This window comes from Enterococcus sp. DIV0170, assembly GCF_051710765.1.
In the GTDB taxonomy this organism is placed as follows: Bacteria; Bacillota; Bacilli; order Lactobacillales; family Enterococcaceae; genus Enterococcus_A; species Enterococcus_A raffinosus.
In genome coordinates this window covers 880,365-899,994 of the sequence record NZ_JBIOLG010000002.1, presented here as the reverse complement: position 1 = coordinate 899,994, position 19,630 = coordinate 880,365, and the positions used below count along the sequence as shown (strand labels likewise).

The 19,630-nt window shown below is 41.5% G+C and carries 13 protein-coding genes and 1 pseudogene; 10 read left to right on the top strand and 4 right to left on the bottom strand.

Going from position 1 to position 19,630, the window contains the following annotated elements; translation table 11 throughout:
- Positions 1-4: 4 nt before the first annotated feature.
- Positions 5-3,157: pseudogene (locus IGI50_RS19855) on the top strand (type I restriction endonuclease subunit R).
- A 193-nt stretch (positions 3,158-3,350) separates the two neighbouring features.
- Here IGI50_RS19855 and IGI50_RS19850 read toward each other — a convergent pair.
- A complete protein-coding gene (locus tag IGI50_RS19850) occupies positions 3,351-4,223 on the bottom strand; it encodes an AbiH family protein (protein ID WP_438778259.1) in 873 nt (290 codons plus the stop codon).
- Positions 4,224-4,468: 245 nt separating this feature from the next.
- Between IGI50_RS19850 and IGI50_RS19845 the strand changes: the two genes are divergently transcribed.
- From IGI50_RS19845 to IGI50_RS19835, 3 genes are all read left to right on the top strand, one after another.
- Positions 4,469-6,079, top strand: a complete 1,611-nt coding sequence (locus IGI50_RS19845) for a C39 family peptidase (protein ID WP_438778258.1) — start codon at positions 4,469-4,471, stop codon at positions 6,077-6,079.
- A gap of 326 nt (positions 6,080-6,405) precedes the next feature.
- Positions 6,406-6,789 (top strand): hypothetical protein, encoded by a 384-nt coding sequence (locus IGI50_RS19840; protein WP_438778257.1) that lies wholly within the window; start codon positions 6,406-6,408, stop codon positions 6,787-6,789.
- Between the two features lie 51 nt (positions 6,790-6,840).
- Positions 6,841-7,509: a DUF2922 family protein gene (locus tag IGI50_RS19835; RefSeq protein WP_438778256.1), complete on the top strand. Its 669-nt coding sequence runs from the start codon at positions 6,841-6,843 to the stop codon at positions 7,507-7,509.
- A gap of 217 nt (positions 7,510-7,726) precedes the next feature.
- On the opposite strand, the gene thyA is transcribed toward IGI50_RS19835, so the two are convergent.
- Positions 7,727-8,602 (bottom strand): thymidylate synthase, encoded by an 876-nt coding sequence (gene thyA, locus IGI50_RS19830; protein WP_010744155.1) that lies wholly within the window; start codon positions 8,600-8,602, stop codon positions 7,727-7,729.
- 276 nt (positions 8,603-8,878) lie between these two features.
- On the opposite strand from thyA, the gene IGI50_RS19825 reads away from it, so the two are divergent.
- Both IGI50_RS19825 and IGI50_RS19820 read left to right on the top strand, forming a co-directional pair.
- Complete coding sequence (locus IGI50_RS19825; RefSeq protein ID WP_438778255.1) at positions 8,879-9,649, top strand: HAD-IIB family hydrolase; 771 nt, start codon at positions 8,879-8,881, stop codon at positions 9,647-9,649.
- 42 nt (positions 9,650-9,691) lie between these two features.
- Positions 9,692-10,561 (top strand): aminoglycoside 6-adenylyltransferase, encoded by an 870-nt coding sequence (locus IGI50_RS19820; protein ID WP_438778254.1) that lies wholly within the window; start codon positions 9,692-9,694, stop codon positions 10,559-10,561.
- 194 nt (positions 10,562-10,755) lie between these two features.
- Here the strand turns inward: IGI50_RS19820 and IGI50_RS19815 are convergent, their stop codons facing one another.
- Together IGI50_RS19815 and IGI50_RS19810 are read right to left on the bottom strand one after the other, a co-directional pair.
- Positions 10,756-12,081 (bottom strand): sensor histidine kinase, encoded by a 1,326-nt coding sequence (locus IGI50_RS19815; protein WP_438778253.1) that lies wholly within the window; start codon positions 12,079-12,081, stop codon positions 10,756-10,758.
- Between the two features lie 4 nt (positions 12,082-12,085).
- Positions 12,086-12,760 carry a response regulator transcription factor gene (locus tag IGI50_RS19810; protein WP_438778252.1) on the bottom strand — a complete coding sequence of 225 codons (675 nt, stop codon included), beginning with the start codon at positions 12,758-12,760 and terminating at the stop codon, positions 12,086-12,088.
- 139 nt (positions 12,761-12,899) lie between these two features.
- Between IGI50_RS19810 and IGI50_RS19805 the strand changes: the two genes are divergently transcribed.
- The 4 genes from IGI50_RS19805 to IGI50_RS19790 all read left to right on the top strand — a co-directional run bounded on the left by IGI50_RS19805 (position 12,900) and on the right by IGI50_RS19790 (position 19,489).
- Positions 12,900-14,390 carry an ABC transporter permease gene (locus IGI50_RS19805; RefSeq protein ID WP_438778251.1) on the top strand — a complete coding sequence of 497 codons (1,491 nt, stop codon included), beginning with the start codon at positions 12,900-12,902 and terminating at the stop codon, positions 14,388-14,390.
- A 26-nt stretch (positions 14,391-14,416) separates the two neighbouring features.
- Entirely contained in the window at positions 14,417-15,076 is a 660-nt protein-coding gene (locus IGI50_RS19800) for an ABC transporter ATP-binding protein (protein WP_438778250.1), read from the top strand.
- A 14-nt stretch (positions 15,077-15,090) separates the two neighbouring features.
- Complete coding sequence (locus IGI50_RS19795) at positions 15,091-16,719, top strand: aryl-sulfate sulfotransferase (protein ID WP_438778249.1); 1,629 nt, start codon at positions 15,091-15,093, stop codon at positions 16,717-16,719.
- A gap of 784 nt (positions 16,720-17,503) precedes the next feature.
- Positions 17,504-19,489, top strand: a complete 1,986-nt coding sequence (locus tag IGI50_RS19790; RefSeq protein ID WP_438778248.1) for a pectate lyase-like adhesive domain-containing protein — start codon at positions 17,504-17,506, stop codon at positions 19,487-19,489.
- The last annotated feature ends 141 nt before the right edge of the window (positions 19,490-19,630 follow it).

Here is a 19,630-nt window from a genome sequence, read left to right as displayed (position 1 = left end):
CATAATGAAAATTCCTCATCGAGAAGAAGCAGAAGTGGAACGTCATTTAATTGATGTTCTAGGTGAAGGTCACAATCAGTGGACTTTTCGACCAGAGTTAAAATCAGAAGCGGATCTTTGGCAAAACTTACGTCAAAAAATTGTTCAGAATAATTTATCTGAAATTGGTGAACATCCGCTTACGGATAAAGAGTTTGAAACGATTAAGACGGAAATTTTGTTACGTACTCAGACACCTTTTGATGCGGCGAAATGGTTAAAAGGCGAGAATGGGATTGCGCGGATTACGATTGAGCGTGAAGATGCTAGTTTAGGATCAATTTCACCAATAATTTATTCCAATCAAGATATTGGTGGTGGACTTTCTACTTATGAAGTGGTTAATCAGATTGCGAAACAAGGGAGTAGTGCGGATGCACGAGATCGTCGTTTCGATGTGACTTTGTTGATTAATGGGTTGCCGATTGTTCAGATTGAGTTGAAACAAACGACGGCTAAAGATGGTGTGTACCAAGCCTTCAATCAAATCAAGAAGTATGCGGAAGAAGGGATGTTTCGGAATAATATCTTTTCGACGTTGCAATTATTTGTCATTTCAAATGAACAAACGACGCGATATTTTGCTAATGCGATGCCGAAAGATATGCATAAGAAGTTCTTATTCAGTTGGCGGACAACGGATAATAAAAAAGTGGAGAACTTGTATGAGTTTTGTAAGCAAGTTCTGAATATACCCAAAGCTCATCGGTTAATCGCGGACTATACAATTGTCAGCGAGGATCAAGACAATAAGGTATTGATGGTACTTCATCCTTATCAGATTCATGCGATTGAGAAGCTATTTACTGCTGCAAATAAACATAAATCGGGTTTTGTTTGGCATGCGACAGGTTCTGGGAAGACCTTGACAAGTTTTGTCTCAACGAAGCTACTGGCATGAAAAACTGGGATCGATCGCACAATTATGTTGGTCGACCGAAAAGATTTAGATAGTCAGACTACCAGCGAATTTACCAAATTTGCCTCTGAATACAATACAGGCATCTCTTCTGGAAATGCTAAATCGAATAGTTTGATCGTTGGAACAGGGAGTGCAAAAGAACTAGGCGATACGCTTTTAGCTGATGCGAATGCGAATGTCGTGATTGTGACAACGCGTCAGAAATTAGATGCTGCGTTGAAATATGCTAAGAAGCAAGAAGAAAAGAACGGCACCAATCGCTATCAAAAATTAATGGGACAACATATTGTCTTTGTGGTGGATGAATGTCATCGTGCGTTAAGTGCTGAAAACATGGAAGAAATCAAAGCGTTCTTCCCACAATCGACTTGGTTTGGTTTTACAGGGACACCGATTTTTGAAGTGAATAAAAAGCAAGCGAAAGGACAGTTAGCACGGACAACGACAGATCAATATGGCGAAGTGCTACACACTTATACCATCAAAAATGCCTTAGAAGATGGTTCTGTTCTTGGGTTTCAGGTAGAACATGAGAATACGATCGAAACAACTTCATTGGATAACAAGATTCACAATGAGTTAAGTAAAGTTGAAAAATACATGGATTATTCTCCTGAGCAAATCAATCTAATCGTTGATAATATGAATCCTATTAAGAAGGAAAGTTATATTGAGCCAGCGATCTATGAAAATGATGAACACATTCAAAAAGTGATTCATAAAATCTTCCGTCCCAATAATGCTTACACAAAATTTGATTTTCGAAATGGTCGTCCAACCAAATCAGCGATTCTGACAACCAGTTCCATTCAAATGGCGAAAAAGTATTACCAAGCAATTAAGGAAATGATGAAAGAATCAGATTGGATGAAACGGGAATACCCGAACCAACCGATCCGTGAAGGTCGTACGATGGATGATCCAGATTTTCCACGAATTGCGATTACGTATTCCTTAGATGAAAATAAGGATAACGCCAAAGTGCAACAAGAGGAAATGCAGAGGATTATCAATGATTACAATGCCTATTACGGTACCGCTTGGAATTTAGCGGAGATTGAACGTTACAATGGCGATATTAATAATCGTCTGGCTCGAAAAAAAGCGGAGTTTAAGCAATTCGGTCGCCACATTGATTTAGTCATTGTTGTCGATCGGTTGCTAACCGGTTTTGATGCACCGACGATTCAAACATTATTTGTTGATCGAAACTTAGAGTATGCTGGCTTGATCCAAGCTTTTTCCCGTACTAATCGAACTTATCCTGAAAAGACTAAAGGGTTAATCGTGACCTTTAGAAAACCGAATACAATGGAAAAGAATGTTGAAGATGCAACCATACTTTATTCTAAATCCAATGAAGAATCTTCTCTAATTTATCCAACATATAATGAATCAAAAAAACGTTTCAAAAAAGCCTATCGAAAACTACAAGAATTTACATTTGTACCAGGTGTTAGTGAAGATACGCCATTGGAAACACGTGTGGATTACGTAAAAGCTTTTCAGGAAATGAATAACTCCTATGAAGCATTGGTGACTTATGATGAGTACAATGAGGATATCATAAGTTCAGATTCTCTGAAAAATCAAGTTTCTATTTTGGAAGAACAAGTGGGTGTTTATCAGACGGTAAAGGGCTCTTTAATTGATGAAGTCCCTGGTGGTGTAGAAAAAACGGATCTTTCATCAATCGAATTTTACAGTGATAATTCAATCAAGTTATACGATATTGATTCTTCATATATTGATCAGCTTCTAGGGACCTATGCAGCCAATAGTCCAGACGTTCGTGAAGAAATCGAAAAAGCTCTGAAAAAATTAAACAAAACCGAATGCGTTAAAGATGTGTATCGTCAGATTCTGAATGCGTTTGATGAAGAACAAATTGAGCCGAATGAAGATATTTTTGTGGTTAAACGTCATTACTTTACTCAAGCAATTGATCAAATCGTTGGTCAATTTGCTGAGGATTGGTTTGTTTCAGGTGATGAACTCCAGTCTTCAAGAGTGCAATATATCATTGGTGAAGATCCGATTCCAAATATCAAAGGAATTATTGAGAGTAAAAATTTTGAAGGGTATAAATCGCTAAATTCAGAAGCTAAGCCATTCAAATATCCACAAGATATGAAACGTGCGTGGCGTGAGGTTCTTGATGAAGAGTTGATCCCGTTGGAAGACGAGTTGAGGTAAACTAGATTTTAATGCTTAGCATTTTTAGAAAAGTATAATATAAAGCCGTGTAAGGACCAGACTAATTACAGTTGTGTGGGTATTACACGGTTTTTATTTATCCAAATTAATTTCAAGAAACGAATAATCTAAAGGTAGACAAGAAACACTAACCTGTATTTACCCATTTATAAAAGAGTATCTAAAGATTTTGTTATAGATCATCCCAAGAAATAAACTTTACTTTTTTAATTCCAAGCTTAGTAACGGTTTCTCTAAAAAAGTCAATGTCTTTAGAATCGTAGTAAGTGATATACCAAACGACGTCACTATTAGTAAGTTCTAAAATTTTTTTGAAATAAGGTATATCTATTTGATTCATTGAATGTCCTAATATATAAACATGTGTAATTTTTTCTAAACTATTTTTATTAAAAAAGGTTTGGTTTTTATTGATAATATTCGATGTTTTTTTTTCAGTTCTATTAAAATATCTTTTGATGTACTTCTCATTTACTGAATTAATACCATATTCTTCGCTATAGTAGATATTATAAAGTTCATTATGTCCCATAATTAGTTTTCTTGGAAGCGTTCCATGAATATGAAGAACGTCAGGTATATTGTATATTTGTTCCAAAGTTAGCGTATAGTTAAAAGATAAAAAGAGATCAGTTGCACTAATAATTTTGTCTATTTTTTCTTTCTTTTCCACTGCATTTAAAATGTAATTGATTTCCTTTATCCATGAAGTAAGATACGTATTTATATTCATACCAAATTTTAGCATCTCTTCAATTTCCGCATCTGGCTCTCCGTTATAGTCAATTGGAGAATCCCAGTCTCTATATTCCTCAACCAATTCCAAAGGATCAAAACTGCCTATTATAGCTTCTAATTCTGCCCAATTATAGTTTTTATGGGCTACGTCAATTGAAAAATGAGATATGGAATATTTTCTTATTGCTTTAATGAGTCCCTCATAAACATCTAGATAATTACTTTTTAGAAACAAAATAAATTCTCTATAGTTAGTGAGAAGACCATGGTACAGGTCAAATCCGTTACCGATAATAATAAGTTTCATTAATTGGGATCCTTCTTTTTGATCATTTTACCACAAAGGTAATTAAATAGTTTTTAATATGGATTTCAATGTAGAATCGAATTAATTATTGAGATTGAAGATACGCATTTTCTAAAATATTTAAAAAATATTTTTAAATCGAAAAATAAACAAGTAAAGTAACTAATGTTCTTGAAAGGGCTTTTATTAATGAGCGGTTCATGTTTTAATAATAATGATAATTATTATTTTATAGGAGGGTGAACATGGAGAAGAAGCGTTTTAAGATGTATAAGAAGAAAAAAACGTGGGTTGTAGCACCGATCGTCTTCTTTGGATTGTTGGGTGCTTCGGTATTTGCGACGGACGAGCAGGCTGTCTACGCGGATGAAGTTGGGAAGGAACGGGTGGTTCAGGTTGTCGAGCCGGAGCCGGCAGCGTTGGAGGAAGCTGCTCCAATAACCGAGAATCAAGCCAATGATGCGCAAGGAGAAGTTGCGGAAACACCACCGGCAACTGAAACAAGCGATTCAACAGAACCGACAGAGCCAAGTAAACCTGCTGAAACGGAAGGCACAAGCGAAACGACTGAGCCAGAGGTTCCGAAAGAGGAGCAAGGTGAGACAACGAATACGCAGCCGAAGGATCAAGAGGAAACGACGGATTCTACGGAGGTAGACGAAGGAAAAAAAGAGGACACTACAGCTTCTGATTCTACAGAAGTGATTGAAACACCAACGGTAGATAGTAGCAGTAAAGAAGAGCCAGTCAAGGATGAACCTGTAAGTAATAAGGCTGCAGCTGCGACCACAACAACACAGCCAAAAGTAGCTGCGGCAGCACCAAAAGCAGCGACTACTGCTGCGCCGAAAGCTGCGGCCAAGGCTGCTCCAGCGCAAACGATCGCGATTTACCGTGTGTATAATCCCAACTCTGGTGAGCATTTGCATACGATGAATGTCCATGAGAAGAACTATCTGGTGAAGCTGGGCTGGCGCTATGAAGGGATCAGTATGCGGGTGCCATTGACAGGTAGACAGCTGTTTAGAATTTATAACCCGAATTCTGGTGAACATTTCTTTACTCTAGATGCCAAAGAGCGAGACCATTTGAAACGTGTTGGATGGCGTTATGAGGGGATTGCTTGGCACACGCCTTGGGCTGGAATGCCGATGTATCGGGTATTTAATCCGAATTCAAGAGGTGCGGGTTCTCACCATTATACGATGCTGCTGAGCGAACGGAACCACCTATTGAAGCTGGGTTGGCGCAATGAAGGGATTTCTTGGTACACCTTAGGCGGCGCGCAGCCGATCGCTCCGGTTGAACGGACATTGAATGTGCCATATGTGAGTCAATATGTACCTGTATTTAGTCCGTGGGGTTGTGCCGGGGCTTCCATGACGATGCTGCTGAGATACAAAGGAAAAACAGTCGATCTGAAATATGTTCAGGACAATTTGCCAATGTATCCGAATGATAAAGGCGGTCAAAAGGGGAATGTATACACTGGCGCCGGCTTTGGCTGGGTAATCACCCCAGATTCCTTAGCGAATTATGCCAAAAAATGGTACAAGAATGTCTCAAACATCAGCAATGTCAGCACCCAAAACATCGTAGATCGCATCATCAATGGCAATCCGGTGCTGTACTATGGCTATTCTTCGTATCAAGCGAATACGATCCGCAATCACTGCAAGGTCATCGCAGGCTATAAGGACAATAAATTCTTGGTCTACGATCCGTTGTACTATAGCGCAAACGCGAAGGCTGGATCAGGCGGTCCCAATAAGACCTATGACCGAGGCGCGATGGCATGGGTATCAATTACCGACTTTGCCAAGGAATGGGACGGCCGAGCGATTGGTGTTAGCTAAGATCAGGGGCTATGTGCTTCTTGATTGCTGAAACTGACGGAAAGTAGGATCGAAACTTAGGAGGTTAGACAGTTAGGGCTGTTTGACCTCTTTTTTTGATGGTCTTATTAAAAAAGAATACCAAAAATCAGAATAATTTTGTAAGGGTTTTCATTATTTTATCCTTCAATAAAGCTTGATATGACAGTGATTAGCAGTTGAAAATCATTATTATTTATTTCAAATTAATTTTTTGGAGTGTAAAAGACGTGACAAATGGCGTATTTTGTTGGTGTAGATATCTCAACTAATAATGACTAAAATCTAACTCGAAAGGAGGAAGATGTTTGATCGAACATGGATTAAGCAACCAGCAATTATTCAGACTCTCCCGTCGGACATTGGAGAACCGTATTCGCCATTTTTACCAACAAACAAAAGATGAGAAGGCCACCATCGAAATGTTGATTACACTGCAGGTAAGGGAAGAATTGTGTGAGGCGGATTTTTCAAATATCCTACGAGGAATGGTTCAACATATCTTTTTAAAAACACGATCTACCGCCGCGATGCGACGCTATTATTTATATTTTACAGATTATTTCGGCAAAAAAGACTGGCAATTATTGTCAGTGAAATTATTTCCAGCACAAACATTTATCGTGGAAAAGCTTGAGCAGCTCTATACCCAAGTGATCAAAAGACCCTTGGCAGGATTAGCTGAATCATGACCGTACCGCGAGAAAGGAAGGTGAAAAAATAAAAAGAAAGGATTGAACGAAATGATACGAACTTTTACATTAGATGCAGAATTCGCGGATAGTGATGGCAAAGCGCGCCATCTCCGCTTAAAAAACGTTGATCCAACCAAAACGGCGGATCAAATCAAGACAGCCTTGACTAAATTAACCAAGCTTGACCTGTTTGAGAAAGACGGGGTCGGCTTATTTAAAGAGGTGCGCCACGCGACCATTATCGAAAAGATCGAAGAAACGATCTTTGATAAAAGAATCAATGAACAAGCAGATTCATTAAGGAAAGGTATGGAGACTAAGACGGTGCCATCACCAGTAAATGCGGAGGTGCAGGCACAAAAGCCTAAATCTGCGCCAACTTTAGCGACTCCTCAGATTCCCAAAGATTTGACCCTTATGGAGGAGCGTCCTGAACCGGGCGTGTTGATCCAGACGATCGGATTACCGAAAGGGTGTGATCCTTGGTCTTTGAATGAAGAACAAGCCTTTAGCTTAATACTGTCCTGCATGCCAGCAGGGGCATCACTATTAAATATCGAAGTCGACGATCAGTCCGTGCCGGCGCGACTGATTGTTACAGAGGCGATTGAGGATAAGGCGGTTCAGACGGAATCCTCGGATATCGACGAATCGCCGCCAGAAAAAACGAAAAGAAGACGAAAGCGACTCATTGACCGCATTCGCAAACGAGAATAGCGGATGAATGTCGCCTCATCAAAAATCCAACGTTGGTATGGGGCGGATTGAAAAAACGAAATATTAGGATGTAGTAAAATTTTTAGCCCGCTATCCTGTGGGCTATTTGTCGTGAAGCTGATAAGGAGTGAAGAAACGATGGAAGGAGAATAATCATCTGTATTCTGTTAGATAGAAAGAGGAGTCAACGATTCAAAAACCGTTGACTCCTCTCTTTTTATTCTGCTATTTCGTATTTGAATACGCCGTTGTTTTCGTAGTTTTCCAATTTCACATCGGATAGGCGACGTTCAAAGAAGGTACGCTTATTGCCGTTTTCATCGTATTTGTCAGGCAAGATAAGGGTTGGCTCGCTGTCTGGCACTGGTTGCGACAATTGTTCTTTTAAGGCATCGATATGGCGATCATATACATGGGCGTCGTCGATACACCAGTGCATCGTCCCAAGTTCGAAGCCTAGTTGATCCGCGATCAGGCGATGCAACACAGCGTATTGATAGGTGTTGAAAGGCTGACCTAGCGCCATATCGGCTGAGCGTTGCTTCACGTGGAGATCAAGGACACCGTTATTGACCTTCCAGTTCGTTGCCCATACACAAGGCTCTAGAGTCATTTCGTCTAGATCATCTACATCCCACAGGCTGGTCATGATGCGACGAGAGCCGGGATTGTTTTCCAACTGATGCAACACATATTCCACCTGATTGAGCTTTTCTTCATGATCGGGCAGCTTACGGCATTTTTTCGCTAATTGGAAGCCGTATGCCTTGCCGATAGTATTATTTTCATCAGCCCATTCGTTCCAGACTTTACATTTATGCTCCTGAAGCCAAGTGACGTCGTTGGATAATTCTTGCCAGATCCATTCCAATTCGACTAATGGCGTCTTTTGGAAGACACGTTTTGATTTCAAGATAGGGATCCCATCGGCCGGGGTGATCTTGAAGTTGACCCCTTGAATGAAACGAGTAGGTGCGGGGCTGCCGTCCGCGTATTTTGCGCGAACCAAGGCAGGATCTTGATCCGTGCCGTTTTCAATAATATCCATGACGATGTCGCGATAAATTTTGTCGAAGCCAGTATATTCAGTCACAAGAATTCTCCTCTGTTTGCTTTTTTCTGAGTTTAACACATTTGGAGGAAATATTGGATTAAAAATTCTTTAGAGGAGTCATCATGACTGTAAATAAGCATTCTGAGAACCTGATAAATGCTATTTAGCAAACTTAGTCGTAACTAACTTAGTCATGACTAAGTAAACGATCTAATATGACAAATTTAGGAGGCTGCTAATACAGACAGGTTTTCTGCTCAATCAAGTGTGATACAATAATTGACAAGTGTTACAAAACTGAAGGAGCGGGTAAAAATGGAAAAGAAGCTATTTTTCTTTGATATCGATGGGACATTGACGGATCGAAGGACGGGGCAGGTGGTTCCTAGTGCGAAGCGGGCACTGGAGTTACTGGAGGAAAACGGTCATTTTGTCTCAATCGCGACCGGGCGAGCGCATTATAAGAGTCGGAAATTACTGACGGAGCTTGGATTGGAGAATATGGTGTGTTCCGGCGGTATGGGTGTGGTTATTAACAATAAATTGGTGAAAAATACGCCATTGGATAAAGAGGAAGCGTTGGCGGTGATCCGCCAAGCCGAGGAAAAAGGCATCGGTGTCCTTGTTGCGATAGATGATTCGGAGAAGGTCTATGCCAAGAATGATTTATTTAGAGAACAGGTAGGGCCGAGACAGGAGCCGACGGAGTATTTCATTGACCCGGCATTTAACGTGGAGGAAGTGGATATTTTCAAGTTCTATTTGGCATTGCCTAAGGAGCAGGATCATTTGATTCCTGAACCGAAGAATTTTGCCAAGCTGCGCTTTGTTCCAGAGTATACGATGTGCCAGCATGACAACAAAAAGCAGGGTATCCTCGATGTGCTGGATTACTTTGATCGGCCGCAAAAGGATGTCGTTGTGTTTGGCGATGATGTGAATGATTTGGTCATGTTCGATAAAAGCTGGACCAGCATCGCGATGGGAAATGCGGTAGATGAGCTGAAGGAACGAGCTGATTATGTGACGGATCGCAATGTGGATGACGGGATCTATAACGCCTGTCGGAAGTTCGGCTGGATTTGATTTATTTTGAAATGATCACTCAAGAGAAAAGAGGAAAGCGGGATGAAAAGCGGAGAGTTCTACCAGAAAATTGAACAGCGGTTTATTCAATGGGGGCAGGCGCAGGACGATGTTCACGTTGCTTATGTAGCTGGTTCTCGGGCAAGAAAAGATCATGGTGCAGATGAGTATTCTGATCTGGATATTCAAATGTACGTGGATGATCCGAAGCGTTATCTTGATACCAGCAGCTGGATTCAGCAATTAGGAAAACTAAACACGGCAATACCCTTTCAAAATGGCGGTGGTGGTTTGGAATGGCTGACGCTTTTTGAAGGCGGTTACCAGGTTGATTTTGTGATCGATTCGCTGACGACGTTTCAAGCACAAACCGAGCGGGATGTTCCACTAAAATGGTTTTGTCGTGGTGCACGGGTGCTCTTTGACAAGACTGGTGACGCGGGGCGGCTGATACCTCAACATTTTGAGCACTCTGGTTCGTCCACAATTTCAGCTGAAAGCTTTGACTATACCGTAAACATGTTTTGGTTCCTAGCGATTTATTTAGCAAAGCAGATTCTGCGGAAAGAATTGTGGACCGTCAAGCTGCGGGAAGCGGAATGCAAGCAGGTGCTGCTGCAAACGATTGAATGGTATGAAAAAATGGTTCACGGCGATGACTATGATACATGGCATGCCGGTCGTTTTATCTATGAATGGGTGGATAAGGATATTTTTGACCAATTGAATGGCGTGTTTGGCAGATTCGATGCGGAAGACAGCTGGCGTGCGCTGCAGGAGACGATGTCATTATACGAAGGTCTGTCACGCAAATTAGCGACCCATTATCAGTATGCTTATCCGGAAACCCTGGTAGCTGAGGTGAAGCAGTGGTTGGAAAACCACGGGGGAAATTTGGGTAATAAGAATTGAATAATCAGTGTTGAAAAGGTATCGCATAAAATCGATGCCTTTTTTCAAATTACTGGGTTAGTTTTACATTTACACCCGATTATTTGGTAATTTTATCGACAGAATGGATAAAACAACCTATGAAGCATAATCAAATAGACAATAAATACTAAACGCCCAATCGATCTGGAGTCGATTGGGCGTTTTTTACATACTTACTTCATCGGCAGCTTAATCTGGAACACCACGCCTCTTGGCTCCCAATCTCGCACCGTCAGCTTGCCTTTGTGCTGGCTGATGATCTGCTTGGCGATAGCGAGGCCGAGGCCGTAGCCGCCGGTTTCTTTGGAGCGGGAGCGGTCTTCGCGATAGAAGCGTTCGAAGATGTGCTTCTTGTCTTCGTCACTAATGGAAGGCCCATTGTTTTTGACTTCGATTAGCCAGTTGTCGCCGGAAACTTCCGATTGCAGGACAATTTTTTCTTTGGTATCGGTGTATTTCAAGGCGTTATCCAGCAGGATCACCAGCACTTGATGGATACGTTTCTCATCGATCATCATGGGCTGATCTGCGAAATTTTCCAAGATGAACTGTTTTTCGTTCATTTCCGCGATTTCCTGGAAGGGCTGAGCCAATTGTTGAATGAAGACTTTCGGTTCGATGGCTTCTTTTTGTAAAAGCAGCTGGTTGGAATCGCTGCGAGCTAAGGTCAATAGGTCTTCAGTCAAGCCCTTCATTCGTCGGGTCTCATTCAGGGCTTGGGCAATCGGTTCGGATTCTTCCAAAATCGTATGATCCGGTTTAGTGAACAATTGCTGCAGACTATTTTGGATAATCGCCAGCGGCGTCCGTAATTCATGGGAGGCATTTTCGACAAATTCCTGCTGCTTGCGCCAAGAGTTCATGATTGGCTGCATATTCATTTTTGAAATGTAAAAGCTTAAGCCGATGGAAAGCAGCCAGAAAACGATCATACACAGAATAAGCGTTGTCTCGAAGGTTTTCATGGAATCGACGATCTGATTCGTATTGGCTAAAAATTGAATATAGGCAATTCCGTCTGCTTTTTTTTCTTTATCCGCCGCAATCGTGTAGGAGTGAAAGGCCAGCTTCTCATCGGAATCAGAAGAATTTTCTAACTTTAGCGACTGAATCGTGTCCAAGTTCTCCTTGTCTAAGGTTAGATACTCCAGTTCAGTGAAGCGTCCCCCCAGAACATCCTTATTCAAAATTTCCCCGTGCTCTGACCATAAAATGATCTGAGTATTGAAACGGTTGTTTCCGCCAGGGCCCTTATCCATCTTCTGCTCGTCAGGTATTTGAGCGAGGAAGGGGTTGTCCTGCTGGTAACGATTGATCTCCATCTCAATCAAATGATCATTTTTCGCCATTTGTTCTAATGAAAGGTCTGTTTGGCGATAGGCTGAGCTTTGGAGCAGCTGCAGGGTAATGAAGCCCAACAGCAGGAAGATTCCCGCAAAGGCGCCTGCATTAATCAGGAAAAATTTTAAGCGTTGTTTTCGTGTTATTTCCGTGTTCATTGCATCAATCCTTTTGTAAAATATAGCCGACATTCCGTAGTGTTTTGAAGTACTGATCGACACCGGCCGGCTTGAGATGTTTTCGTAAATGGCTCATGTAAACTTCTACGACTGTAATGGTCGTATCTGAATCGAAGCCCCAGATCCGATCGAAGATTTGCTCCTTGGTCAGGATCACACCTTTATTTTGGATGAAGTAGACCAGCAGATCGAATTCCTTTCCTTGGATCGGCAGGATTTCTTCCTCTACAGCGACTTCTTTTGTTGCGAGGTTGCAGGTAATATTTTTATACATCACCTGATTTTCGGCAAACAGTCCCAACGAGCGCTTTAGTAAGGCTTTGACACGCATGATCAGCTCTTCGCGATAAAAGGGCTTGGTTAAATAGTCGTCCGCGCCTTTTTGAAAACCGGTCACCTTATCTTCCAGACTATCCTTGGCTGTTAAAATCAATACGGGTGTCTGGATATTTTTTTCTCGCAAATCTGCTAAGACCTCATAGCCGCTTTTACCTGGCAGCATCAAATCTAGCAAAATCAGATCATACACGCCGCTCTCTGCTTCGAACAGTCCTTCTTCGCCATCGTACACTTGAGTGATTTCTCCTAAGTCTGACAAGATTTCTTTGATGTTATCAGAAAGTGTCACTTCATCTTCTACTATTAATAGGTTTATCATATTTATTCCCCTTATCTTTATTCCTCCTTCAGTTTACCATGCTTTCCTAAATCAACCTTAAAACTTTTTATCTCTCGCTTAAGCTTCGGTTAAGCCAGCTTGACTATTCTACAGGCAGACAAATGAAGGAGGAACCATTATGAACTATATCAAACGGGCGATCCAAAGCCTTTGGGCAAAGAAAGGGCGCAGCATTTTAATGATCGCTGTCTTTTCAGCCATATTAATCTTTGTGCTGGCGGGGTTAACGATCCGCAGCGGCGCAGACTTAGCGACCACAAACGCGAAAAAGAGTGTCGGAGCGACGGTCACCTTATCGACGAATCGGGAGGCGATGTTTAAAAATGCCGAATCAGATTCTGATGGGGAAAGCAGCCGACCAGATCCCGGAAGCTTCGAACAGACGCCGGTCAATCTGAGCGATGCGGAAAAAATCGCGAAACTAGCCAATGTCAAATCGTATTCCTTTGAGGCAAGTACCTCCGCAGATAAAAGTACAGGGATCACACCGATATCTAGTGACAGCGACAGTGACGAGGAATCTTCTGATGAGCAGGCAGCTGGCTTCGGTGGACAGGGTGCACCTGGCGGGATGAGCCAAGGGGATTTTCAGATCAAAGGCGTTTCAGAAAGCAGCTCTTATAGTGAATTCTCAGCGGGAACAGCTAGCCTCGTAAAAGGGGAAGCCATTACGGCTGAAGATGAAGGAACCAACAATGTTTTGATCGAACAAAGTCTAGCAGAGGCCAATGATTTGAGTGTTGGTGATAAATTCAAGATCAAAGACAGCGACGACAAGGATGTCGAAGTGACGATTAAAGGAATCTACAAAACCAGCAGCTCAGGAGACAGCATGGGGGCACGCTTCAACTTTATGAACCCATCAAACACGATCTTTTCTTCTTATACCATGGTGAGCACCTTGACTGGTTCAGATGGAAAAACCATCGATTCGGCTGTTTACAACTTGGATGATCCAAAGGAAATGGACAGCTTCGTGAAGAAAGCCAACAAGCTGATCGACACAGATACCTTCAGCTTAGAGACTAATGATCAAATGTATCAGCAAATGCTGCAGCCATTGAACAACGTGTCAAGCTTTGCCAAAAACATCGTGATCCTAGTAGCCGCAGCCGGCGTGATCATCTTGACGTTGATCATCATGCTTTCGATTCGAGAACGGAAATATGAAATCGGCGTCCTACTCTCATTAGGCGAATCACGGATGAAGGTGATTTCTCAATTTTTCGTTGAAATTTTTGTCTGCATGGTCTTTGCCTTAGGAATCGCAGCAGCCAGCGGGAACGTTGTCGGAAACGCCGTAGGAAACCAGCTACTAAGCCAGCAAACCACCTCGCAAAAAACGGATAGTCAGGCAGATGCCGCAGATAATGGCGGCCCTGGACAAGGACAAATGCCAGGAGGCGGCAATGGCGGACCTCGTGGCGGCGGTCAAATGAGCGGTAATCCATTCACTCAAACAGAGGAAATCCAAGACTTAAACATTTCTGTCCAACCGATGGAAATTCTCAGTCTGGCAGGCATTGGCTTAGGCATCAGCCTATTCTCGATTGTCCTATCATCGGCAGGCATTCTGCGGTTGAACCCGAAAAAGATTTTGATTTCGTAAGCGAATAGAAGAAGGAGGAAGTATTTATGACACTATCAACAAAGGATTTAGGCTACTGGTATGAAAATAGCGGTCCATTATTTGAAAACGTGAATTTGACATTTGAAAAGGGCAAGATGTACGCGATTTTAGGCACTAGCGGGTCAGGGAAGACGACGTTTCTGTCCCTGATCGCAGGCTTAGATACACCCAAAAGCGGAGAAATTCTCTATGAAGACACTTCGTTGAAAAAAATCGGTTTGCGAGAATACCGTCGTAAAGATGTATCCATCGTCTTTCAAGCCTACAACCTGCTGCCGTATTTATCGGCTGTGGACAATGTGGTGACAGCGATGGAGATCGCCCAAAGCCAGCAGGCAGACAAAAAGGCCTATGCGCTGGCGAACCTAGAAAAAGTCGGCATCACCAGAGAATTAGGGGAGAAAAGAGTGACGCTGCTATCTGGTGGGCAGCAGCAACGGGTCGCGATCACACGGGCTCTGTGCTGTGAGCATGACCTGATCGTCGCGGATGAACCAACCGGAAATTTAGACGAAGTGACTTCAGGTGAGATCGTCAATTTGTTTCAGGAAATCGCTCATAAGCAGAAAAAATGTATTGTTTTAGTTACCCATGAACAGGAGGTGGCGAAGGCCTGCGATGTGGTCTATGAGCTGAAAAATAAAGAATTTAGTCAGGTTTCCTAGGAAGGAGGAAGCGCGTGAAGGGATATTTTAAGAGAACGACTTTTTTTATCGGATTGATAGTTTGCCTAGCAGGATGCGGTGTAAGCGGCACGGTGTCCAATGAGACAGAGCCGGAAGAGCTATCGGTCACACTGAATGAAGAGTGGCAGGAGGATCAAAGCGAAAAAGAAAAGGAATATCAAGAACTGCTGAAAAGCGGCGATTACAATGCAGACAATATCTATGCCAAGGTCGATCCTTACGATGCCAGCCCGCTGTCAGCACTGCTGCTTTTCCAGACAGAAGAAGCAATGAAGGTAGAAATTTCAGTGGCTGGCAAGGACGATGAGAGTACAATCAAAAATAATTTTGATGACTATACGACAGACCATAGTATTCCCGTTTTAGGCTTATATGCTGATACGGACAATGAAGTAACGGTGAAGCTGACGAATGAAGCAGGTACCAGCATGGAGAAAAAGGTAACGATAAAAACAGGAGCGTTAGCGAAATCCATCGCTGATATCGAGGTCAATGACGCCGATACGGAAAAAATGGCGCTAGGAGACAGTGAACTGACCTTTGTGGTTCCAAGTACGAAACGTGCCTATGCCTTTGATGCAAATGGCGATGTTCGCTGGTATTCCACCCGCTACAACAGTCATATTTTCAAAGAATTAGCCAATGGAAATCTGCTATATCTTACAAAAGAAAGCAATGACGCCGATACCTACAATGTGCTGCTAGAGACGGACTACTTAGGAAAAATCTACAACCGTTACGATTTTTCCAGCTCTAGCGCCTCCAACGATACCGGTAAAAGCGAAGGTGAAATGACTGTGATCCATCATGACGGCATCGAGCTGCCGAGCGGCAACCTGCTCTTGACGGTCAATGACGGCAGTAACTACATTGAAGACACGATGATCGAATTAAATCGTGAAACAGGGGAGATCGAGAAAACGATTGATTTAAAGGATATCTTACCAGAATCCTTTTACGAAGAGTATGATTCAACCAGTCGTGAGGACGGCAAGATCGATTGGTTCCACCAAAACTCAGTAGAATACGATGAGGCAGATGACAGTATTATTATTTCGGGGAGGCATCAAGATACGATTATGAAGATTGATTATTCCACGAACGAGATCAAGTGGATCATGGGCGACAGCAGCGGCTGGCCTGAGAGCTATCAGAAATATTTCTTAGACGGCGACATCAAAGCCAGTGGCGGACAACACGCCGCGATCGTCCTGCCCGATCAGGATGACAACGCAGAGACTACGGATATCCTGTATTACGACAACAATATCTCCGTCACTCGCGGCGACGAAGCCGACTCCGAAAAATACTCTGAGGCTCGGCAAGTCCGGATCAACGAAGAAGATAGGACGATCGAAGAAGTATGGACCTTCGGCGAAGACCTAGGGGAAGCCTACTTCACCAAAATTATCGGAAGCGCCCGTTATCTGACCGATAACGGCAACCGCCTAGTCAACTTTGGCTACCGTGAGGAAGGGAAGACCAGCTCGATCATAGAGGTGACCGAAGATGGCGAGACCGTGCTGGATGTTGATTTAACAGACTTTCCAACGAGCGCTTGGGCATATCGAGCAGAACGATTCTCGCTCTATAATGACAATTGGACGTATCAGTTAGGGTAGAGACAGGTAAAAATTTTATGAGTAGAGATGACTTTGGATTTCTGAATAAGGAATCCAAAGTCTTTTTTTGAATAATTTACAGTAAAACGAATTAAAAACTTTAGAAAGTTTTCTTTAGCATGTACAAAAAAAGAAATCAGAATCAAGTATTAAGAGTCCCATACTCCATGTATCTCCTCTTTATTACGAAGTATTTGTCAGCTTTAAGAGATATTTAAATGGAACTCCTCAGCAAAATTCCGAAAATAGGAAGTGATTCAAACCAAATGCAACATCCAAGTTGAAGGGGATTTGTGAAATAGGAACGACGCTGTTCTGCAAAAAAAACAATAACTTTTCTAATGTAAAATAAAAAACGTTTGCGTATCTTTATTTTAATTATACTTTTGTTATTTAATGGAGCTTTTAGAAAAATTGAATCTATAATAAAAATCTGTTTATCCGGTAGATATTTTGTTATATTTTTCTTTTTGAAATTGGTTGATTTTTATTAAAAAGAATGTTTTAATTATAAATGTGAAGGCTATCATAGCTTGTATTAAAGCTTTATTGTTTTAGAAAACTAATACAATACTTCGGGTGGATAGTTATTTTTTGCTTTATATTTTTTTGTGTAGGATGATTTATTTGATTGGTCAAATGCATTTTTATGTTGTGTTAAGGATATTTTTAATATGATTTTTAAAAATTATAAATAACAAAAGTGTGGTGATGGATCAAAGCGATTAGATGGTTATGCTGGTATTCATGTAGTATAAAAAATTTTTAATAAGGAGACAAAATTATGAAGAGAAATAGTTATCGAAAAAAAACGGTGAAGGTCTTAGCGGGACTAATAACCGTATCTAGCTTAGGTACGGCAGCCATTAACAGTGTTCAAACGGTATTTGCAATACCTGTTGAACAAACTTCAAAAGCAACGGAAGTAGAAGTTTCAACCTTCGAGGATTTAAAAAGCGCGTTAGAAGAGGACAATGGAATAACCTCGGTTAAATTTTCTGCGAATATTGAGGCAACTGGCGGGATTGCAATTAATAAGAATAAAGCGAGTCTCTCTATCGATTTGCAAGGACACACATATACAGATGTAAATTCAACGAGTCTGTCTAATACAATCCATTTAGCGACAGAAAGCGCAACGAAGACAATTTCCATCAAAAATGGCGCAATACAAGGAAAAAACTATTATGGTCCGGTTTCAGTTGCCGATAGTTTTGCTGGGGTTACTCTAAGCTATGAAAATATTACCTACACTGGTCCGCAAATGATTTATAACCAACAGGGATATGTGTCCTTTTCAGGCAGCAGTAAAATCAATATCAAGGACGTGGGCTCTGCTTCTCCTGTACAAGAGTTTGCTCAAGTAGGAGGTGTGACGATTTCCGGTGAGTTTGATTTAATGCACGAAAAAAATACACTTTCGACCTTTAGCTTCAATGGTGGAAATATTGGCGTTCCTTACTTAGTGATTGATAATGACGCCAAAGTAACGATTACGAATGAAGATGATTGTGTGTTTAACAACGCCAATGATTCGCTAGATTTAATTATCAAGCCGAATGCGGATGTAACAATAAATAGTGCAAGTGAGCTGACAGATGTGAATGGGTTTGGTGATTTAACCGTACAAAGCAATGCTGCACTTACAGTAAATAGACAAACAGAGGCACATGCTACTGAAGCGACTGTAGATATCGATCGCCTGCTTGAAGTAAATGAAGGAGCGAGCTTCCTTGTAAATCACGGTGCGAATGGAACAGGAGATGTCCTGCATTTCGCAAAAGATAGTGTGGTTGAATTCAATAGCCCTAAAAAAATCGAATTAACCTCAAAAGTTGGCAACCTTGCGACTAATTTCCCAGAAGCTGGAACGATGAAGATTCAAGCTGAAAAAATTAGTGGATGGGAATCAAGCACTATTGAAACGCCCGATTTTTCAGTAAATGAGCCGGTTGATGCGATGTTAGGAATGGACGGTGGCAAGATTAGTCATGTGATTTACTCAAACATCCCAGATTTACAAGCAAAAATGACCTATAACGATCCTTACAAATTACTTATCGAAACACCAGAAGTGATTGTCCCAGCGCCTGTTTTGAATGTGGTGAATGACAAGGATAAGCAATTGACGGGATTGGGTGAAGCAGGTGCTACAATAAATGCATTTATCAACGGACAGCTACTCGGTACTACTACTGTAGGTTCTGATTTAAGATGGACAATGCCGATTAATCCGCAGGTGGAAGGTACTGTAATTGATGTCATTCAAGTGATCGATGGCAACGAAAGCCCAACAGTTTCTCAAACCGTTTCACATCTGGCGACGGAAACGGTGAACTTCTTTAAACTAGGCTACTGGCAGCCCTATGGATTGGTTCTTGAAGGTTCAATCGATAACGCAGAATTTGATTTGACCAATAATGAAAACGTGACAAAAACATTGAACCTAGTAAATGATGCAGGTGAAGTTGTAAAATCCTTTAACTGTACGAATATCGATTGGTACAATTCCGGTGTGTTCAACGGGTATCAAGGGATTTTAGAAAACACAGAATTAAATACGCTTGAAGGTGGGGAATACAAGCTTTCAATCAATTTGAAAACAACAGATGGCGTGGATGTAACACAAGATTTAAATGTTGGAGCGACAACACGAACAATTGGAGACTACCATCCAAACTTTAACGAGATTGAAAGTAACGATATTGGCAATGGGAAACAATTGAGTTTAATAAATACAAATGGCGTAGGCTATTTGATCATTCAATAAAGAGAATCTGAAGTCTTGATACAAAATGTATCAGGACTTTTTCTTTTGAAATGGTCATAAGTGTGATTTTTTTATCAATATTAGAAAGTTCTGCTAAATGAGAAAATTAAAATATATAACGAATTCATCAGAATAAATAAT